This window comes from Mesorhizobium sp. B2-7-3 (assembly GCF_006440715.1).
Lineage (GTDB): Bacteria > Pseudomonadota > Alphaproteobacteria > Rhizobiales > Rhizobiaceae > Mesorhizobium > Mesorhizobium australicum.
Genome location: NZ_VFTY01000007.1, coordinates 268,178 through 284,356 on the forward strand (window position 1 = coordinate 268,178; position 16,179 = coordinate 284,356).

Genomic DNA, 16,179 nt, shown 5'->3' on the forward strand with positions numbered 1-16,179 from the left:
CATCTGAGTACCCCTCAAATTACTGGGCGTCACAAATGAAAATCTCAGGTCGGATTATTGCGGTAGACAATTACACATTAGCAAGCTGGTGTATTTATTCCGACCCAAGACCTTTATAGGATTGGTTAACAACACGTTAAGACAATCCGGGCATCCTACTCATCTCGGCACCACCCGCTTCTCTACGATAGCGGACGTTCGGCGCGGTGCGACCAAGGTGGGAAACTAACCCAAATAGCAGCCAAGAGGCGTGACAGACTCCGCCCCTGAGCGCCCATACAATCCTTGTGATTTCCTTCGCTCCAGGTTGCCGCATTGCCAATGGCCGAAGAACGCAATCAGCGTCGCCTTGCCGCCATCCTCGCGGCCGATGTGGTCGGCTACTCCAGGCTGATGGGTCGCGACGAGAGCGGAACCCTGTCAGCGTTCAAGGCGCATCGCCACGAACTGGTAGACACTAAGATCGCCGAGCATCAGGGCAGGATCGTAAAGCTAACGGGCGATGGGTTGCTGGTAGAGTTCCCCAGCGCGGTAAATGCCGTGGCTTGCGCCACCGACATCCAGCACAAGATGCGCGAGCGCAATGCCGACGTGCCGGCGGACAGCCGCATCGAGTTCCGCATCGGGATCAATGTCGGAGATATCATTGACGACGACGACGACATCTTCGGTGATGGCGTCAACATCGCGGCACGGATCGAGAGCATCGCCAAACCGGGCGGCGTTGCCGTATCCGGCTCTGTCCGGGACAGTCTCGGCAACAGGCTCGCACTCTCCTTTGAAGATACGGGCGAGCAGACGCTCAAGAACATCGAGCGGCCGGTGCGCGTCTACAACGTCCATCTCTTTCCCGACGCGCCGTTCCTGCAGCCCGTCGGAGTTGAGTCGGTCGCCAATGAGAAGCCGTCGATCGCCGTGCTGCCCTTCGACAACATGAGCGGCGATCAAGAGCAGGAGTACTTCGCCGACGGCATCACAGAGGACATCATCACTGAACTGGCGCGCAATCGCGGCCTGTTCGTGATCGCACGGAACTCGTCCTTCGCGTTCAAGGGAATCGCCGTCGACATCGCAGAAGCAGGGCGAAAGCTTGGCGTACGCTACTTGGTGGAGGGCAGCGTTCGCAGAGTCGCCAAGCGAGTGCGCATCACGGCCCAGTTGATCGAGGCAGCGACCGGTAGTCACGTCTGGGCCGAACGCTATGATCGGGAGTTGGAGGACATCTTCGCGGTTCAGGACGAAGTGACTCGAAGCATTGTCGCCGCCGTTCCGGGATATGTCGAATCCGACGTCGTGAAGGCATCGCGGCGTAAACCGACCGAGAGCTTGGGAGCCTATGACCACTACTTGCGCGGCATGGAGATCGTCAATCGCTGGCGCAACGATGATATTCCGCAAGCCATGGCGGAATTCGAAACGGCGGTGAAGCTTGATCCAAACTTTGCCCGTGCTCATGCGGCGGTAGGCCATATGCACGTTCGAGTCTATTGGCAAACGCGAGAGCCGCGGGAAGCCGCCGACGCACTCGGAGAAGGGGCGGCAATAGGACACCACTAGCGTCGTCTCGTAGCACTGGAAGCGCCGCAGCTCCGCCAGGCTATACTTCTGGTCGAAGTCGACGGCCTCGCGGATGAAGGTGATGGCGCTGCGTGCGTGGGCGAAATCTCGGAGCGAGAGGAGCATCCTCTGGAAGAGCGCGTGGTCCTTCAAGCGTTCCGGCGGGAGCCTCGAGGGGTCAGGCGGCGGGAAGCACCGGATGCCTCCGTAGCTCGAATCTTTGGCCGTCTCGACCCAGTAGAACCAGTCGTCCGGGAAGCCGTAAGGGTGCGGCTGTGCACGTTCCTCCAAGCCCCACCCTCCGATAATTCCGAGAATGTAGCAGCAGCCGGGCCGAAGCACAAACGCCGCTTTGGTGGATCCGGGAGAAAGCCGTGAACAAACGCCAAGGATACGGACGTACGGGCGATGCCTCGCCTATATTGGCCGCATGAAAGATCAATTTGAATACGACGTGGCCTTCTCATTTACCGCACAGGATGAGGCGCGGGCAACACAGCTGAACGACCTTGTGGCGGACAGGTTGAAGACGTTCATCTATTCGGAGCGGCAGAAGGAACTTGCCGGGACGGACGGGCAGACCACTTTCAGCGAGGTGTACGGCAAGAAGGCCCGGGTCGTGGTCGTGGTCATCCTGTACCGCACCGAATGGGGCCAGACCCGCTGGACCGGGGTCGAAATGAACGCCATCCGGACGAGGGCCTTCGAGCATGGCTTCGACTTTACCGTGTTCATCCCAACCGAGCCGAAGCCGTCGACGCCTGCCTGGCTTCCGCCAACTCGGCTCTACGTCGGTCTCGAAAGATGGGGCCTAGAGGGAGCTGCAGCCGTCATCGAGCAGCGGGTGCTCGACGCAGGTGGCACGTCAAGGCCGGAGACGGTGATGGAGAGGGCCGCGCGGCTCAAGCGGGCAACAGAGCTCAAGATCGCTCAACAGCAATTCGAACGCTCCCACGAAGGCACCGCCAAGGCCAAAGCGGCCTATGAGGAGTTCAGCGATGCCCTCAAGGCCGGAACCGAGGTGGTTCGGAGCTCAGGCTTGAATGTCGAGTACAAGACCTCCCAGCACTTCCGCATTGTAAGCTGCTATCCGGTCAACTTGATCTGCAGTTGGTACCCTCACTACATAAACTCTATCGAGCATATCGATCTCCACGCCACGTTCTACAAGGGCTTCCCGGAGCTGCCGGGGTTCTACCCGTCCTTCAACAAGGCCGCACAGCTACGAAGCCTGAAGTTCCGCTACGGCCTCGTTCGTATGGACTACAGCGCCTACGTAACGAAGGCATCTCCTGCCAAGGAGTTTTCGCCGGAACAGCTTGCGGATCATCTGCTGTCCCAGCTCATGGACGTTGCGGAGCGAACTTCGAGGGACTGATCACCACTTCAGCTTCGACATCGCCCGATCCGCCACGTAGAGCCGGAACGGTAGCATGGCGAGGACGAGGCCGGGAGAGTTGTGGGCCGCAAGCAGAATGTCCGGTTTGACATTCGTTTGCGTGAGAATCGCGACATCGCCGGTTGTGGTTACACCCTACCTCAGCTTCTTTTTTCGCGAGGATCAGCGGCGAGCGTTTTATTCCACTTCATCATCCAATAGCGGTTCAGAAATCACCTTCGGCATATGCGCGCCGATGGAGCAAATGAAACTGATCGTTATTTCTGTGTCGACCTTGTCGATTGGCCAGAGTGAAACTCCGGCGAGTGTTGGATTTACGTCAGCTTCATGAGCGATCTGATTCCTCCGTTTCCAGACGCTTTTGAGTTGCCCCTTTATGTGCTCTGGGGATTTACGCTCAATCTCTGGGAGGCCGGAATTGATCAGTATTGCCAACCTGTCCCACGGCTTCAAACAGTAGCAAGATAGCAATTCCGCCAACTTCGCCGGGTCTACGAACGCTTTGTAGGAATTTGTTTGTCGAACGTGGGTCTCGGCCGTTGCTATGCGCGCTTCCTCGTCGGCGATAGTCATAACATCCATCGGAAGATGAATGTTTCTTGTCCTCAAACCGTTGGTGAAACGATGCTTGGCTTCTACGGCAGCCAGTTCGTGCGCAAAAAAGTCAAACGAACTGACAGCCAGAAAATAGGCTGACCTGAGTGCGTCGTCATTTGCTGGCTCGTGGGGACGCAATGCTGTCAGCGCGTCGAATAGTGCAACCATCTGACGCGCCCTTTCGATGGCGTGCTCGAAGGTAGCTGTTGCACCGCTGAACCTCTCCATGTTCAGAAGATATCCGTCAGGGCGATGACCTTCTCCGCGCCGGATTTAAACCCTTGATACACGTCATTTATTTTTATTTGATAAGTATCGGCTACGTTCCCTCGGAAGTTGGTGTCGGTTGCGAGATCGATCGCGAACACCGGTTTAGCCAACTCCTGTGCCGTCGCGATCAAGCCGTCCAACGACCCGATCTCCATAAGGAACTCGTTCGTTGGTGCATTTGCAGCAGCGTAGGTCTCAGTGGGGAGAAGCATCTTCGAAGCTTCGAGGGCGACGAGCAGATCAGTGCTTCTCGCTTCCGCCAGCCGGTCAAACCACTTTTGAAATGCTTGGGTCGGCTTCGCCTGCTCCTCCCCTCTCGCCCGCTTTCGAAAATTGTTTACGGTCGAACCCAAATAGACCGGCGTAATTGGGCGAAATGGGTAATCAGCAATTTTCAATAGTGCATTGGCGGAAGCTTTTCGCCCCCATTCTGCCCACTTTGGAAGCGTTCGCGCCAGGGAGCGAAGTGCCATCGCCGAGAACAGGTCAGGCGCCATCGGCAGAATGAAGGCATCGCTCGTCATAAAAAGGTTTTGGTTTATAGCTCCTAGGCTTGGGCTCATATCGACCAGGGCATAGTCTATACCGTAAAGGTCTGCAGATTTCCTGATGGCATGATGCAGAGCGCCTGGAATGTTCTGGAGTGCCGACAGCGTGTTACTGAGTTCGTGAGCGACAGCAAGCTGACTTTCATATTCGGACAGACCCACATGGCCCGGGAGCAAAAATAGACCCTTTTGGGCCGGTGACTCATAGAGTTCGGTCGCCTCGATCATATATGGTCGAGATTCGAAGGCTGGTCGCACAGCGTCTCGAATATTTCGCGGCTTCTGAGGCGACTCACTTTCGAATGGATAGTCCTCGGTATCCATATCGCCGAGAAAAATCCCAGTGAGATTGCATTGGGGGTCGCAGTCAACGACCATCACCCGCTTGCCCAGCATTGATAACATCCATGCCAAATGGAATGTCATCGTAGTTTTCGCGACTCCGCCCTTATGGTTAAATATAGCAATCTGCTTCATAACCCCCCCTGCTGGCCCAGCTCACACGGCGACGACCGGCGTCTTGCGATTTGTTGGCATCAAGCACGCCTGATGGAAGTCCGCAATACGCAAACCCTCGCTTGGGCACCTAAGTGATTGGCCGCTTTCGGGATCATGCCAGGGCGCCGCTGCCGGCCGGGATGGGGCGCAAAAAACGCCGTTCACTTCAGGATCGTAGGCCCGGCTTGGAGACCACGCATCAAGTGAACCAGGCGGCGTCGAACCCCTTCAGGAAAGGCGCCGTCGCGCGCGAAGCAATTGACGGTAGCCGCGCTCGACCATCCTGAAACCGTCCCGCGCTAAGCGATGCGTCTGATATCGAAAAGCCGAGTCGTGCCAGTCGACGGCACTGACCAGTCGCCGACCGAACAAGGCGGTAGCGACTTCAAAATGGGATGCCTGCTCTTCCCGGCCATCGAGGCATCGCAGCATTTGGCTTAGGCGCCGGCGCTGGGCTGCAGTCAATCGAGCGTCGAGAAGCTGCTGCCTGTGGATCGAGCGGATGAACCGCTCAATGGCTTGCAGCCGGTCGTGCGCCATGTCGTCCAGCGGTATGATGGCGGCAAGCGGTTCGCCTGGCTTCGTGTCGCCAAGAAGCGCCAGTTGCATATCGCCAAGAGACGAACGCATGTGAAGGCCGACCTCATCATGCCGGCCCACGGCCAACGGTACGTCGAAGGCGCTGCCCTCCCGCGCTCGCAGATCCGGTGGAACCTCGACAAGGTTCACGACCCCAGGATCGATCTGAGGCGCCCAATAGACGGGCTGCTCGACCGCGGACTGGTCAGGCCGAGCGGCGAAACTGCAAACCCCAGCGCTTACGTAATGCGCGCCTCGACTTAGCCGAGCGGGAGGTTGCGAAGTCCTGCTGATAGTGCGGGTTGCGTCGCAGGAACTCCCAGGCGATCTCGTCAGCGGCTGCGCCTTTGACGAATGCGTATGCCTGTGGGTCACGCCACTGTGATGTGTCGGGCTTCATCCGCGTCCTTCCCTTCTCAAGGATTGATAGGAGTACGCGGCGTTGAGCGAAATCCTTGGATTCCGTCATTGACGAAGGGACGAAGACATATCTCGGCACCGAGCAGTTAGACCAAGACTTTGCGATGCCTATTGGCTTGCACCCTGCAGTATCTTGAATGTGCTCGTCCATGTGCGATAGCCTTCGTCATCACCCTGGCACCACGCGCTGAACGCGCGCCAAGCGGCGAAGGACGAGGCGGACTGCTCGAACAGCGAGCCGATCGACTGGTCGCCGGCGGGCCAGCCAGCTGGCTGATCGTTTATCGCGTGCTGCGTGAGACGCCGCAGATCGGCCAAGGCGGAGCGGATGTGCGGCAGCGGAAATTCGCACAGGTCGGTGTTGTCAGTCGCCTCCCGAATGACAGCCGCAAGCTTCGCAACCACACCCGCTAGAGACTGGGCAGGCGTCGCCGCAATCTCCGCCAACGAGGCGTCCGCGCTTTCAGCGTTGTCCTGCTCTTCCTTGCACAAATCAAGATAATCTGGGTCGGCGTCAGCCCCCTCCCCGCGCCCGATGACTTCGCCAATAGACAACAGTGCGCCGCGCTCTAGGAGCCCGCACTCAGCCTCCTGCTGCCGGATACAAGAGGCCAGCTTCGCTACGTGCGCCCGGAGCCAGGCGAGGGACACGGCAAGCGCTGGATCAGCGGGCGGCTGATCTTCAGCTGCATGGTCGGCAGGAGGCTCAGGACGCTCTGCTGTCAACGGAGATTCGGGCTCCCGTCCCAGCGTGACGGAAGGCAAAGTCGTGGTATTGTCGGAATCAGCCATGATCCGAGCTCCACACAGCTTGGCTTTGGTCAGGTCGAAAAGGGTGTTCGCGCACCCTCTTCGACCGCAAGTTCGAGACAGGGGTAATATACAAATTGATTGACGCCAATCATAATTGGCGGCGTGCTGCCGGAGGTCCCCGAACTGGGCTCAGAGCCGCCGCGAGACGCTGGCGCTGCTGGAGCAAGGCCCGGCCGCTAGCGCTCTTTTCGTCCGGCATTGGCTGGCAACCGCGATGGTGCGCGGTTGGTTCGGGCTAAGGTATATTCCTGAAGGCATCCGTCGGTTGCCCGGCGTCGCTCACGAGATGACTGTTCTCGTCGAGGACGGTACAGGGCAATTGCAGGGCGACAGCAAATCACAACAGGGCTTCTTTAGCCGTCTCGTAGCACAGCTCTGGCTGGTGGGCGCCACCCGACACCCAGCATCATAACCGAGCCTTGCGGACTATCGTCCGTTCGCGGTCTTATGGTGAGCGGCAAGCGAAGCAATACTGCCTATCTTGGTCGACCGGGGCGCGCCTATGCTGCGTCCCTGTTGTCGTGGCGATGGGTGTTGCCCTGCTGGGCGTGCATCCAGTCGGCGATCTGTTGCGCCTTAGCCGCGGCGGTGAAGATGGCCCGCTTGTCGGCGCGAAGCACTTCGAGCCAGGACGCGACATAGGCGGCGTGATCGGGCCGCGGCTCGACACTGAGGTTGAGGTCGGCGCAGATCATGGCACTCAGGAGCTCGACCGTGCATTCCTCCATGGCGTAGGCCGCCGAGCCGAAACGTCCGGAGAGGTCGCGATCGAGTCGATGGCTGGCGCCGGAGGCATGCCCGCATTCGTGGAGCAGCACGGCGTAGTAGGCGACGGCATCGCGGAAGCAGGCAAACTCGGGCATCTGCACGTGATCCGTGGACGGTCTATAGTACGCTCGTGAGCCGCCGTGCCGGATGTCGATGCCAAGCGCCGCACAGAACCGCTCGGCCTGCTCGATACGCTCGGCCTCGGGCAGCACCGGCATCTCAGGCAGCGTGTAGCCATCGACCTGGGCGCAATTGAAGACCGTGTAGCCGCGGGCGAACATGCGCCGGGCAGGCTCGTCGTGATCTTCGTCGCCGTCCTCGGCGTCGGCCTCGCCGTGGCGATCGGCAATCTTCCAGAACACGACCAGATGGCCGCGCTCGCCCTTGCGGACCTGGGCGCCGAGTGCCTGCCACTGGCGATAGGTGCCCCAGATGCCAACGGGATAGCCGACCGCGTACGCTGCGGCCCAGAGTGCGATGACGTTGACGCCGCGATAGGCCTTCTGCGAGGCGACGTTGACGGGCGTGGTGATGGCTGATCCGTCATGGTGCCAGGGCATCCGATAGTCGTCGGCGCCGGCCTCTATTGCCGCGATGATCTGGCTGGTGACGCGCTCATAGATGTCGGTCCGGGTCTCATGTGTGCGATTCGTGGTCATGACTGCCTCCTCAAGCTCGCCCTTTCCGTCGAGGGCGAGGCGGCAGAGGCAGACGCGGGAAGCCGGCCCGTCACACACTGTTCTCGGTGCTGGTGCGGAACAGGGTTGACGGGCCGGCAGCGTCTGCCACAACCCGAGCCCTGCCTCGACGGGCGAGCTTGAGGAGGGCGGCCATGACCGGCGCGCCGAGACCGGATCGATGAGGATGACGCGCGGTTCTCAGTCGCCACCACGAGGCGGACGCCGCAGCGGCACGACTCTGGCGTCAACATCGTGCCAACTCGTCCTTCAGACCGTCGATCGCGGCATCGCGCTCGGCGACCTGCAATGTCAGCACCTGGATATGCTGCGCGAGCGTGCGGGCGAGCGCCCGCAGCTCGGCCACCTCGGCACCGCGCACGGCGCGCAGCTCCGCTTCGAGAGCGCGGACGCGTTCCTTGAGGGCGCTGGGCGACGATCGTCGCTGGCGGACCTCGGCGGTCCGGAACTAGACGAGAAGATCACCGGCCCGGTTCGCCGTCGCCCGGCTGATGCCGGCCTCGCGTGCCAGATTGGCGATGGTCAGCGCCCCGTCGGTGCGCTCGGGGCGACCGTCGAGCAGCCGCGCCATGGCCGTCCTCAACGCGGCTTCGCTCTTCGGCCCGAGCGCTGTCATGTGTCACCCTCCAGGAGGGGTGCGACCAGTCGGCGCTTCCGCTCATTGTCCTTAAGGATCGCCGTGCGCTGCAATTGCGACAGGCGCCGGTCGGCAAGCAGCGGTTCGCCCTCGGCGATCGAAGTCTGCCAAGGCCCAAGGTGCCTGGCGGTCAGGCAGGCGTTGGGACAGCGATCGGGGCTTCATCGCGACAACGCGGGCGCCGTTCGCTCGGAATCCACCGCGCCAGTGAGGTAGAGCGCGGTCGCCGCATCGAAGAGACAGTCGTTGAGGAAGCCGACATGCAGCGTCCGCCCGAGATGGGCAAGCATGGTGCGCAGTCGCTTGCGGTCCATGATCCGGCCAGGGAGATCGCCGAGTTCGCCCTCAACGCGGGCGCACTCCCGTCGCAATCGGGCTGCACCCGGTCCGGCCGGACCTTCCTGGCGAAGGAATGCCTCGTAATGGGCGACGATATCGTCGAGCTGGCCGAGTGCGCGCTCGCGCTCGACAGCGAGGCGGAAATCGGCCTGGCTCGATCCGGCTAGCCCTCGAACATGGCGACGGAGGCGTGCTTGTACTGGATTGCCGGCGACCGTACCGAACGGCCGGTTGGCGATGTACCAGGCGACCGTGCGGCGCAATTGCCGCGTCGTGAACTTCCAGGGCTCGTCTCCAATGCGCGGGATGACCGGCCCGTCTTGCGCATGCGCATCGACACCGTCGCGGAAAGATTGAGCGTCGGCGCCGCACCTATGCCGAGATGATCGGCTCCACCCGTTTTTCTCGGAAGGTTGGTCCTCTCCGCTCAGGCCGCCGACTTCAGGCCCAACGTCGTCCTCGGCCTCGCTTCCGGCCCACTTGTTTTTTTCTTAGCGTCGTTTGAACGGTTGCGCCCGCTAGCGGTCTCTTATCGGCGTTCGTCCGAATTGCTGCTTGCGCCCGTAACCGGATGTCGCCCGTCGCAAGAGTCAGGCGAGGAATTTGCCTTTGGCGAGTGACACTTGCGACTGCTCCGGCGTAGCGATTTTGGAATTATTACTTTGGAACGAGCGTCTCAAGGCGACGTACGTCCTCAGCGGCCTCGGCCAACAGCCAGTCCCGAAATGTCGCGATTTTGGGCAGCATCGACGTCGCCTTGGGACACACGATCCAATAGGTCTTGGACAATCGCAGAGCCGTGGCGAAGGGCCTGACGAGCCGCCCGTTGATGAGGTCCCACGCCGCAAGCGTCGTGCGGGCGAGTGCGACGCCCTGGCCGTCTACAGCGGCGTCTATGACCATGCTGGCGCGGTTCAAGATCGGTCCGTGGGAGAGTTTGGCATCAACGACGCCAGCGACCTCGAGCCATTCCGACCAGTCCTTTCGGTCATCAAGATGCAGCAACGGAAATCTCAGCACGTCGGAAGGCTCGCGCATTCGCTGCTTCAGTTTGGGACTGCAGATCGCGAACAGTTCCTCGGAGCATATGCGGACAACATCATGCCCCGGCCAGTTGCCATCGCCATGCCGCACCGCAAGATCGACATCCTCTCTGGCGAAGTCGACGTGATGCATGGTTGCGGAAATCCTGAGATCGATGGCTGGATGCGTCTCGGCAAACCTGCCAAGGCGGTTGACCAACCATTTGGCCGCAAAGTCGGGCGACGTGCTGACCGTCAGCGCTCCGGCCCGTGATAGATGCTGGATGCGCTGCGTGCCGAGAGCTATGCTGTCGAAGGCATCGCGCACCACCTCCAGATAGGTAAGCCCGGCCCGTGTAATGCTCAGCTTTTGACGTTCGCGATCGAACAGCCTGATGCCCAATTCAAGCTCGAGCGCCTTCACCTGATGGCTCACCGCGCCCTGCGTCACGGACAGCTCTTCCGCCGCCCTTGTGAAGCTCTGATGACGTGCCGCCGCCTCGAAGGCTTTGAGGGCATTGAGCGACGGCAGTCGGCGAGCCAATTTAGCACCAGATCATGAGAAAAATTGGGGCTAGCACGAGAAACCATGCTTTGCGCGCGGCAGCAGATTGGCGCACTTCAGCGCCACAGGTCAACATGGATGCCGCGAAAGGATGAGAAATGTTCAATCACCCGGTGGCTGAGGCGCGGAGGCCTTCGTCGTCGTTGCCGACACATGTCCGTCACATCGCCAACAATGTGACAGGAGCGATTGTAATGGTAGCGCGCTGGATCCAACTCCACTGCCAGCGTGGACAATTGGCCGAGCTCGAGGACCATCAGCTTGCAGACCTGGGTCTTAGTCGTACTCAGGTTCGGAACGAATGCGCAAAATGGCCTTGGCAGGCCTAATTCTGGCCCCCGCATCGCCGTCGGATCAGCGAAGCAGATTTCATTGACCGCCCGGGCCACGAGAGCCGCACCAGCGAAGTGCAGGCATCGAACAGACGCGGCCGGCTCTCAACGAAAATGGCATTGTTGCGGGCAGTTTACGGTTCGCTCGCCTGTCCAAACAAGATCACAACCATGCCATCGCTCGCTCGGTTCGGATTACGAACTACAGACATCCCCAAGCCTTTCCTCGGATGTCGCCTTTAGGGCCGAGAGCGGACTGGGCTGCAACGACGAGGCTTGGGTGGTGCCCCACCGGATATCAAAAGAGATCAGTGGTAGTGCGCTGAGCCGCCCTAGTAGCGCCCGGGCGAAAGCTGCGGTTATTGGACTTTCGTTTCGATTGGGGTACGGTCCGCTTGGCGCTTCAGAGATTGTCCATGGCAAACGAGAGATACGACATCAGGAAAGAGCGCGACGACACGTGGACAGTTTTCGATGTCTTCACAGGACAGCCTTACGAACGGGGCGCTTTGGTGCTCTATCAATTGTCGATAGAACAGGCTCGCAGTTTGGTTAGCCTCGCAAATCGGCTCGACAAGCCACGAAGTTAATTCCTCAGGTTGAGATGATCACAGCCGAGTCGAGACTAAAGACGTGCGATCTGCGGATTTTACGCCTCAAGCACGACTTGATAGACGCGGCGTAATTCTCGACCTGCGTCGCACCTCACTGAGAGCCCCTGCTCGCCCTAGGACACTCATGCTATATCGAGAGTGCGGCGGGGGACGGACACCTTGAAGGAGGCACCAGAGGGAAATGCAAATGGCCCGGGGTCTTGGGGCACGTTTTGCGTAACAGTCAGTCGCAAACCTTTGCCCGCCTCACGATCCGCCATCTCCATTTAGGAGTTCACCGCCTGGGCTTGGAAGACGAGGATGGTGCGTGGAAAAGGCCGATCACGCCCACCAATTAAAGAGGCCAGGTCCGACACCGATCTCTCACCGTCCATCAGATGAACAAGGATCAGCAACCGCTTGCTGAAGCTCAGGGCCGCAAATAGCCGCCAGGCAGCGGAGACCCGCCTTAGCGAAGGCCGGGCTTAGCTCGCGGGCGCCTGCGAAGTTTGGGATCGGCTTGATTTCAGCGAGCCGCTGTCTCACGCAGGTGCTCGAGTCCGCCTCGCCGCGCTAAACACAGCAAAGCCCGCCACTGAGGGGACGGTGGCGGGCTTTGTTTGAAAGCTGTTAGAACAACTCTCCGGCGCTCCTGCCCGGGGGAATCAAGGGTGCCACGGAATGAACTTGGGCCGAGAGGATCGGTTCCCGGCCGGAAGCAAAAAAGCCCGCCACCTTTCGGCAGCGGGCAATTACAGGAAGTGCTGGGATCAACCAGCATAGATAAACGGACGGCCGTCTGGTCGGTTGCGCTAATCGTTCACCGGTATTTTACCCGGCGAACATATACCGCGCGTCACGCGCATGGTAGCCACCACGAGGGCGCGGTGCGGTTCGAGCGGGCGATGGGGGCATCACTCGGTCGGGCCAAGCTCAGGCGAGCTGCCGCGTCCGCACCATCTCAGTCGGGCTGGGCCCCACCGGAACATGGGCGCCGCGTCACTTCCCCCGCGCCACTTTCCTTAGCCAAGTCGCCAATCTCGCGGCGCAGCTCGGCAATCTCATCGACGGCGCGATTGGCGACCTCGACGACGCGGTAGCCGAGCTGTCGCTGTTTCTCGGCGTCAACACGATGGCCGATGGCTTCGTCTGGGCGACTTCGCAAGCGAGGCCAGCAGGTTCCAATCCTATCCCAGCAACCAATTCCATCATCAATAACCGTCCCGGTCTGACCGAGGCCGTTTTTTTGCGTTTGAGAGGAACGCAGCACGAATGGACGCCGAAATAGGAGACGCCGTGCATACGTGGACGTTCACGAAATATCTCTTTCCGACTGATGCAGTAAGCATTATCGTTCGATATTGATCCAGAATTAGCCCCTTGCCTCGCGATGTCGCCACCTTCGCCGGCGGCTCGATGATATCGGCATTGGCTTTCTTGGCCTGCTTGCCATCTTCGGACTGAAATACGGAGGGAAGGCCGCAACGCCTGCGGATCGCCAGGTGGAAGTCGCCGGCGCGCTGGTCGACAACACGGCTGTTAAGGCGCTCGCCGCCGCGATTGAGGGGTACACCCTGGAACTCAATTGCAGCGCTGTATCGGCGGTAGCGCTCTGAGGCTTACCTCTCTTAGCCGGGATCGTCAGCGATGTGTCCGAAAGGTACGCCGCAGCCGCCGGTCGCCGCCCGACCAGAGGCACACCCTTCCCGTGCTGCTGAAAGTCCGCTTACTCGGACGATATGCTTTGTGCGTGGAGGACCAGAAAGGATGGACTGTGAAGCGGCGCCTGCCAGCAGCGCGGCCGATCACGGTTGAGCGGATTGAGCGCGCGCTCGATCGCGTTGCCGAGATCATCGTCGCGCGAGGTGAGCAGGGTGAGGCATGGCTCCCGTTATACGATTATCTCGAACGCGCACTGCAGGACTACCAGGCGAAGCAGGATCGGATTGCGGTGGTGCGACAGCGCGTTAAACGATTGCGGGATCAAAGGGCAGAGCGATCTTCATGAGTTCTTCCTGCCACATCTTCATGTCACCGCCCTCGCCATATTTTGGCCGGTCAATTGTATGGCCCATCAGCATACGACGCAGTTCCTCGTCCAACCTGGCATTCTTCATACGGTCTTCGAAGGAGTGTCTCAGCGAATAGACCGTGTGCTTGTCAGTTGGGAACAATTTGTGGGTCTCGAAGTGCTTGTTGAGCAGCGCGGACAGGGACGCCTCACGATCCTTGTAGCGCGGAAAGCCCCCCGGATGCTTCTTGAACACTTCAAGCGCGACACCTACCAGGGGGACCTTGCGTACCGATGACGCGGTCTTGATCTCGCGCGGATCATCAGGATCCTCACGGGGCTCGATCGAAATGTGCGGCACTTCATGATCGAGACGGATGACGCCCGAGTGGAGGTTTGCAAGTTCGCTTGGCCTCGCACCCGTTTCCGCAAAGGCAAGGACGATGCCGCGTGCCTCGTCATTGAGCGTCGCGAGTGCGCCAGGTGCAAATATCTTGTCTCGAATCCAGTCTGTTGGAAATGGAGGCCGAGAGCGCTTCGACTTGTCGCTGAATGACAGGTCCGCGAAGGGATTCTTCTGCTCGGGAAAGCCAATATGCCGGTAGTAATCGCCATATAGGGTCCGAAGGTTGCCCATATTTCGGTTGCCGGTCGACGCCGAGCGGTCTGGCCTTCCCTTCTTAGGCGCAATTCGATCCAGCCAATATTTGTGGACCGTTCGCGCATCATCGCGGGTGATCTCGCCCATCGTCTTGTCGCCGACCAAGCCTATGAAGACATCGACGCTCATTTGGCGTTTTGCCTTCCACCGCCTTCTCTGATCTGGACTTTTGGTGCGGATTTCGTCGCGAGCGATATCGGTGAAGTAGAGTTGCAGTGCCTCCGACATCTTGTCGTCGGGAGGGGCTGCTGCACCACCGACCGCATCGAGCACTGGCGAGGTGTCAGGCTTTCCAATCGTAGCTTCAACGCGCTTTAAGATCGTGTCGAGCGGCTCGGCAACCAGGATGTCCGCGAGCGGCCGATAGACGAACCCCAACGCCTCCGCGCGTTTGATCGCTCGCTGGTATCGAATGCGTGCAGCCTGGGGGTTGTCCCCCAGCATAAGAGAGGACCAAAGCGCGTTGTCGGCAGCCTCATGAAGATCTCGGGCGGTTCGCGCCCTCGATCGGTCGATCGTGTCCAAGGCGCGCCGCACGAATTCACCACGCTCATCGAGGTCACGGAGTTCCTTTGGGACGCGCCGGTAGTAATGAAAACGGCTGCCTCGCACCCTAAGGAAGCGGTCAGGGTCCTGCTCTTCTCGGCGTCTTCCCATGTAGTGAACATACCATTTGTAGCACAATAGGTAACACAATAGGTAGCACAAGAGTTCAAATCGGGGCAATACCCTCGCCAAAATTGGAAGATTTACGTAATAGAATCAAGAACTTAGAGAGAAGTGCAAATGGTACCGTTGGCTGGGATCGAACCAGCGACCTCCGGATCCACAATCCGGCGCTCTAACCATCTGAGCTACAACGGCACGTCTTAACGTTGGTAGCAGGATCGGGGTGGAAGGTTCACTCTCCGCGATCCGCTCTTTCGTTCGGCGATGCGTCCTTACGGGCTTATGAATTCTAATTCAAGGCTTTTGCAAAGCAAAGGCCACTTCCCTACAGCGGCGCCTCTTTCGCCGGACAAAGAAAAAGGCCGGCGGGAGGAGGTGCCGGCCTTTTCCTGTTACGAGCCAGCGGGAGGAGGTGCTGGCTGGTCACCCCGAAGAGCAGAGGGAGGAGGTTCCACTCGCCGGGTATTCGCTCGGTCGCCACTATCTCACATCTATTTGTCCGACAAAATGCGACCTTTTGTTGCATCCGCGGACGATGCGCACTTGTTAGGCGGCCTTGATTTCCTTGATCGCCTTCTCGAAGGCGGTCTTGATCGGCTTCGAGACGTCCTCGGCCGCCTTGGAGGCAACGGCCTGGAAGTCCTTGGCCTGCTCGACGGTCAGTTCGACGCGCTTACGCAGGAACGCGGTCTGCAACTCGATGACTTCCGACAGCGACTTCGCGCCGATCAGGGCTTCGAGATGCGAGAAGCCGGCCTCGGCGTTGGCGCGCAGCGCGGTGATGGTCTTGAGCGACAGGTCGCTGGAAACAGCCTTGGCGGTTTCGTAGGTCGACTCCAGGGCCTTCTGGGTTTCCTCGGCACCGGTCTTGAGCTTGGCGTAGGCCTCCTTCGACTGCTCAACGCCCTTTTCGGCGAAAGCGCGCATCTGGTCGGTGGCCTTGGAAGCGTCGAAGCTCGGGAATTCAACGTTTTCGATCGTCTCGGCGGTCTTGGTCCTGGACATTTTCCATCCTTTTCAGCGGCAGCGGCTTTGACAGAAAGCCGTCTCGTTCATGTATGATGGCAATATAAAGGCAAATCTTGTGCATTGCAATATCTTTGTTGCAGTGCACAAAAAAATGTTTTCGGCCGTTAACCAAACGGCCAAAATTCAGCCTTTGCACGTTCTGGCTTGTGGACCTTCGTGGCTGCGGCTTTTATT

Annotated in this window: 15 protein-coding genes and 1 tRNA gene; 3 read left to right on the plus strand and 13 right to left on the minus strand. The window is 59.7% G+C overall.

Annotation, left to right across the window (positions count from 1 at the left end; translation table 11 throughout):
• Positions 1-321: 321 nt before the first annotated feature.
• Both FJW04_RS18225 and FJW04_RS18230 read left to right on the plus strand, forming a co-directional pair.
• On the plus strand, positions 322-1,557 hold the full coding sequence (locus FJW04_RS18225) for an adenylate/guanylate cyclase domain-containing protein (RefSeq protein WP_140715777.1): 1,236 nt from the start codon (positions 322-324) through the stop codon (positions 1,555-1,557).
• 430 nt (positions 1,558-1,987) lie between these two features.
• A complete protein-coding gene (locus FJW04_RS18230) occupies positions 1,988-2,935 on the plus strand; it encodes a hypothetical protein (protein WP_140715779.1) in 948 nt (315 codons plus the stop codon).
• Between the two features lie 198 nt (positions 2,936-3,133).
• Here the strand turns inward: FJW04_RS18230 and FJW04_RS18235 are convergent, their stop codons facing one another.
• The 10 genes from FJW04_RS18235 to FJW04_RS18275 form a co-directional block, all read right to left on the minus strand.
• A complete protein-coding gene (locus FJW04_RS18235; protein ID WP_140715781.1) occupies positions 3,134-3,781 on the minus strand; it encodes a hypothetical protein in 648 nt (215 codons plus the stop codon).
• Positions 3,782-3,783: 2 nt separating this feature from the next.
• Complete coding sequence (locus FJW04_RS18240; RefSeq protein ID WP_140715783.1) at positions 3,784-4,848, minus strand: ParA family protein; 1,065 nt, start codon at positions 4,846-4,848, stop codon at positions 3,784-3,786.
• A gap of 249 nt (positions 4,849-5,097) precedes the next feature.
• The gene (locus FJW04_RS18245) at positions 5,098-5,598 is read right to left on the minus strand and encodes a DUF2285 domain-containing protein (protein ID WP_140715785.1); all 501 of its coding nucleotides are present in this window, start codon (positions 5,596-5,598) and stop codon (positions 5,098-5,100) included.
• Positions 5,599-5,653: 55 nt separating this feature from the next.
• Positions 5,654-5,848, minus strand: coding sequence for a DUF6499 domain-containing protein (locus FJW04_RS18250; RefSeq protein ID WP_140715787.1), 195 nt, complete (start codon positions 5,846-5,848; stop codon positions 5,654-5,656).
• A 128-nt stretch (positions 5,849-5,976) separates the two neighbouring features.
• Positions 5,977-6,660, minus strand: coding sequence for a hypothetical protein (locus FJW04_RS18255; protein WP_246673876.1), 684 nt, complete (start codon positions 6,658-6,660; stop codon positions 5,977-5,979).
• 521 nt (positions 6,661-7,181) lie between these two features.
• Positions 7,182-8,108: a zincin-like metallopeptidase domain-containing protein gene (locus tag FJW04_RS18260; protein WP_140715789.1), complete on the minus strand. Its 927-nt coding sequence runs from the start codon at positions 8,106-8,108 to the stop codon at positions 7,182-7,184.
• A 265-nt stretch (positions 8,109-8,373) separates the two neighbouring features.
• On the minus strand, positions 8,374-8,508 hold the full coding sequence (locus FJW04_RS30585; protein ID WP_281405547.1) for a hypothetical protein: 135 nt from the start codon (positions 8,506-8,508) through the stop codon (positions 8,374-8,376).
• Positions 8,509-8,595: 87 nt separating this feature from the next.
• Positions 8,596-8,763 (minus strand): hypothetical protein, encoded by a 168-nt coding sequence (locus tag FJW04_RS30360; RefSeq protein WP_246673878.1) that lies wholly within the window; start codon positions 8,761-8,763, stop codon positions 8,596-8,598.
• 182 nt (positions 8,764-8,945) lie between these two features.
• The gene (locus FJW04_RS30365) at positions 8,946-9,386 is read right to left on the minus strand and encodes a hypothetical protein (RefSeq protein WP_246673880.1); all 441 of its coding nucleotides are present in this window, start codon (positions 9,384-9,386) and stop codon (positions 8,946-8,948) included.
• A gap of 394 nt (positions 9,387-9,780) precedes the next feature.
• A complete protein-coding gene (locus tag FJW04_RS18275; RefSeq protein WP_140715791.1) occupies positions 9,781-10,689 on the minus strand; it encodes a transcriptional regulator GcvA in 909 nt (302 codons plus the stop codon).
• Positions 10,690-10,904: 215 nt separating this feature from the next.
• Here FJW04_RS18275 and FJW04_RS18280 point away from each other — a divergent pair, with 215 nt between their 5' ends.
• Positions 10,905-11,039 carry a DUF1127 domain-containing protein gene (locus FJW04_RS18280; protein WP_140715921.1) on the plus strand — a complete coding sequence of 45 codons (135 nt, stop codon included), beginning with the start codon at positions 10,905-10,907 and terminating at the stop codon, positions 11,037-11,039.
• A gap of 2,563 nt (positions 11,040-13,602) precedes the next feature.
• Here the strand turns inward: FJW04_RS18280 and FJW04_RS18290 are convergent.
• The 3 genes from FJW04_RS18290 to FJW04_RS18300 form a co-directional block, all read right to left on the minus strand.
• Positions 13,603-14,832 carry an integrase gene (locus FJW04_RS18290; RefSeq protein WP_348641981.1) on the minus strand — a complete coding sequence of 410 codons (1,230 nt, stop codon included), beginning with the start codon at positions 14,830-14,832 and terminating at the stop codon, positions 13,603-13,605.
• 262 nt (positions 14,833-15,094) lie between these two features.
• A tRNA-His gene (locus FJW04_RS18295) sits at positions 15,095-15,171 on the minus strand.
• Between the two features lie 351 nt (positions 15,172-15,522).
• Positions 15,523-15,981 (minus strand): phasin, encoded by a 459-nt coding sequence (locus FJW04_RS18300; RefSeq protein WP_015316319.1) that lies wholly within the window; start codon positions 15,979-15,981, stop codon positions 15,523-15,525.
• Positions 15,982-16,179 lie beyond the last annotated feature (198 nt).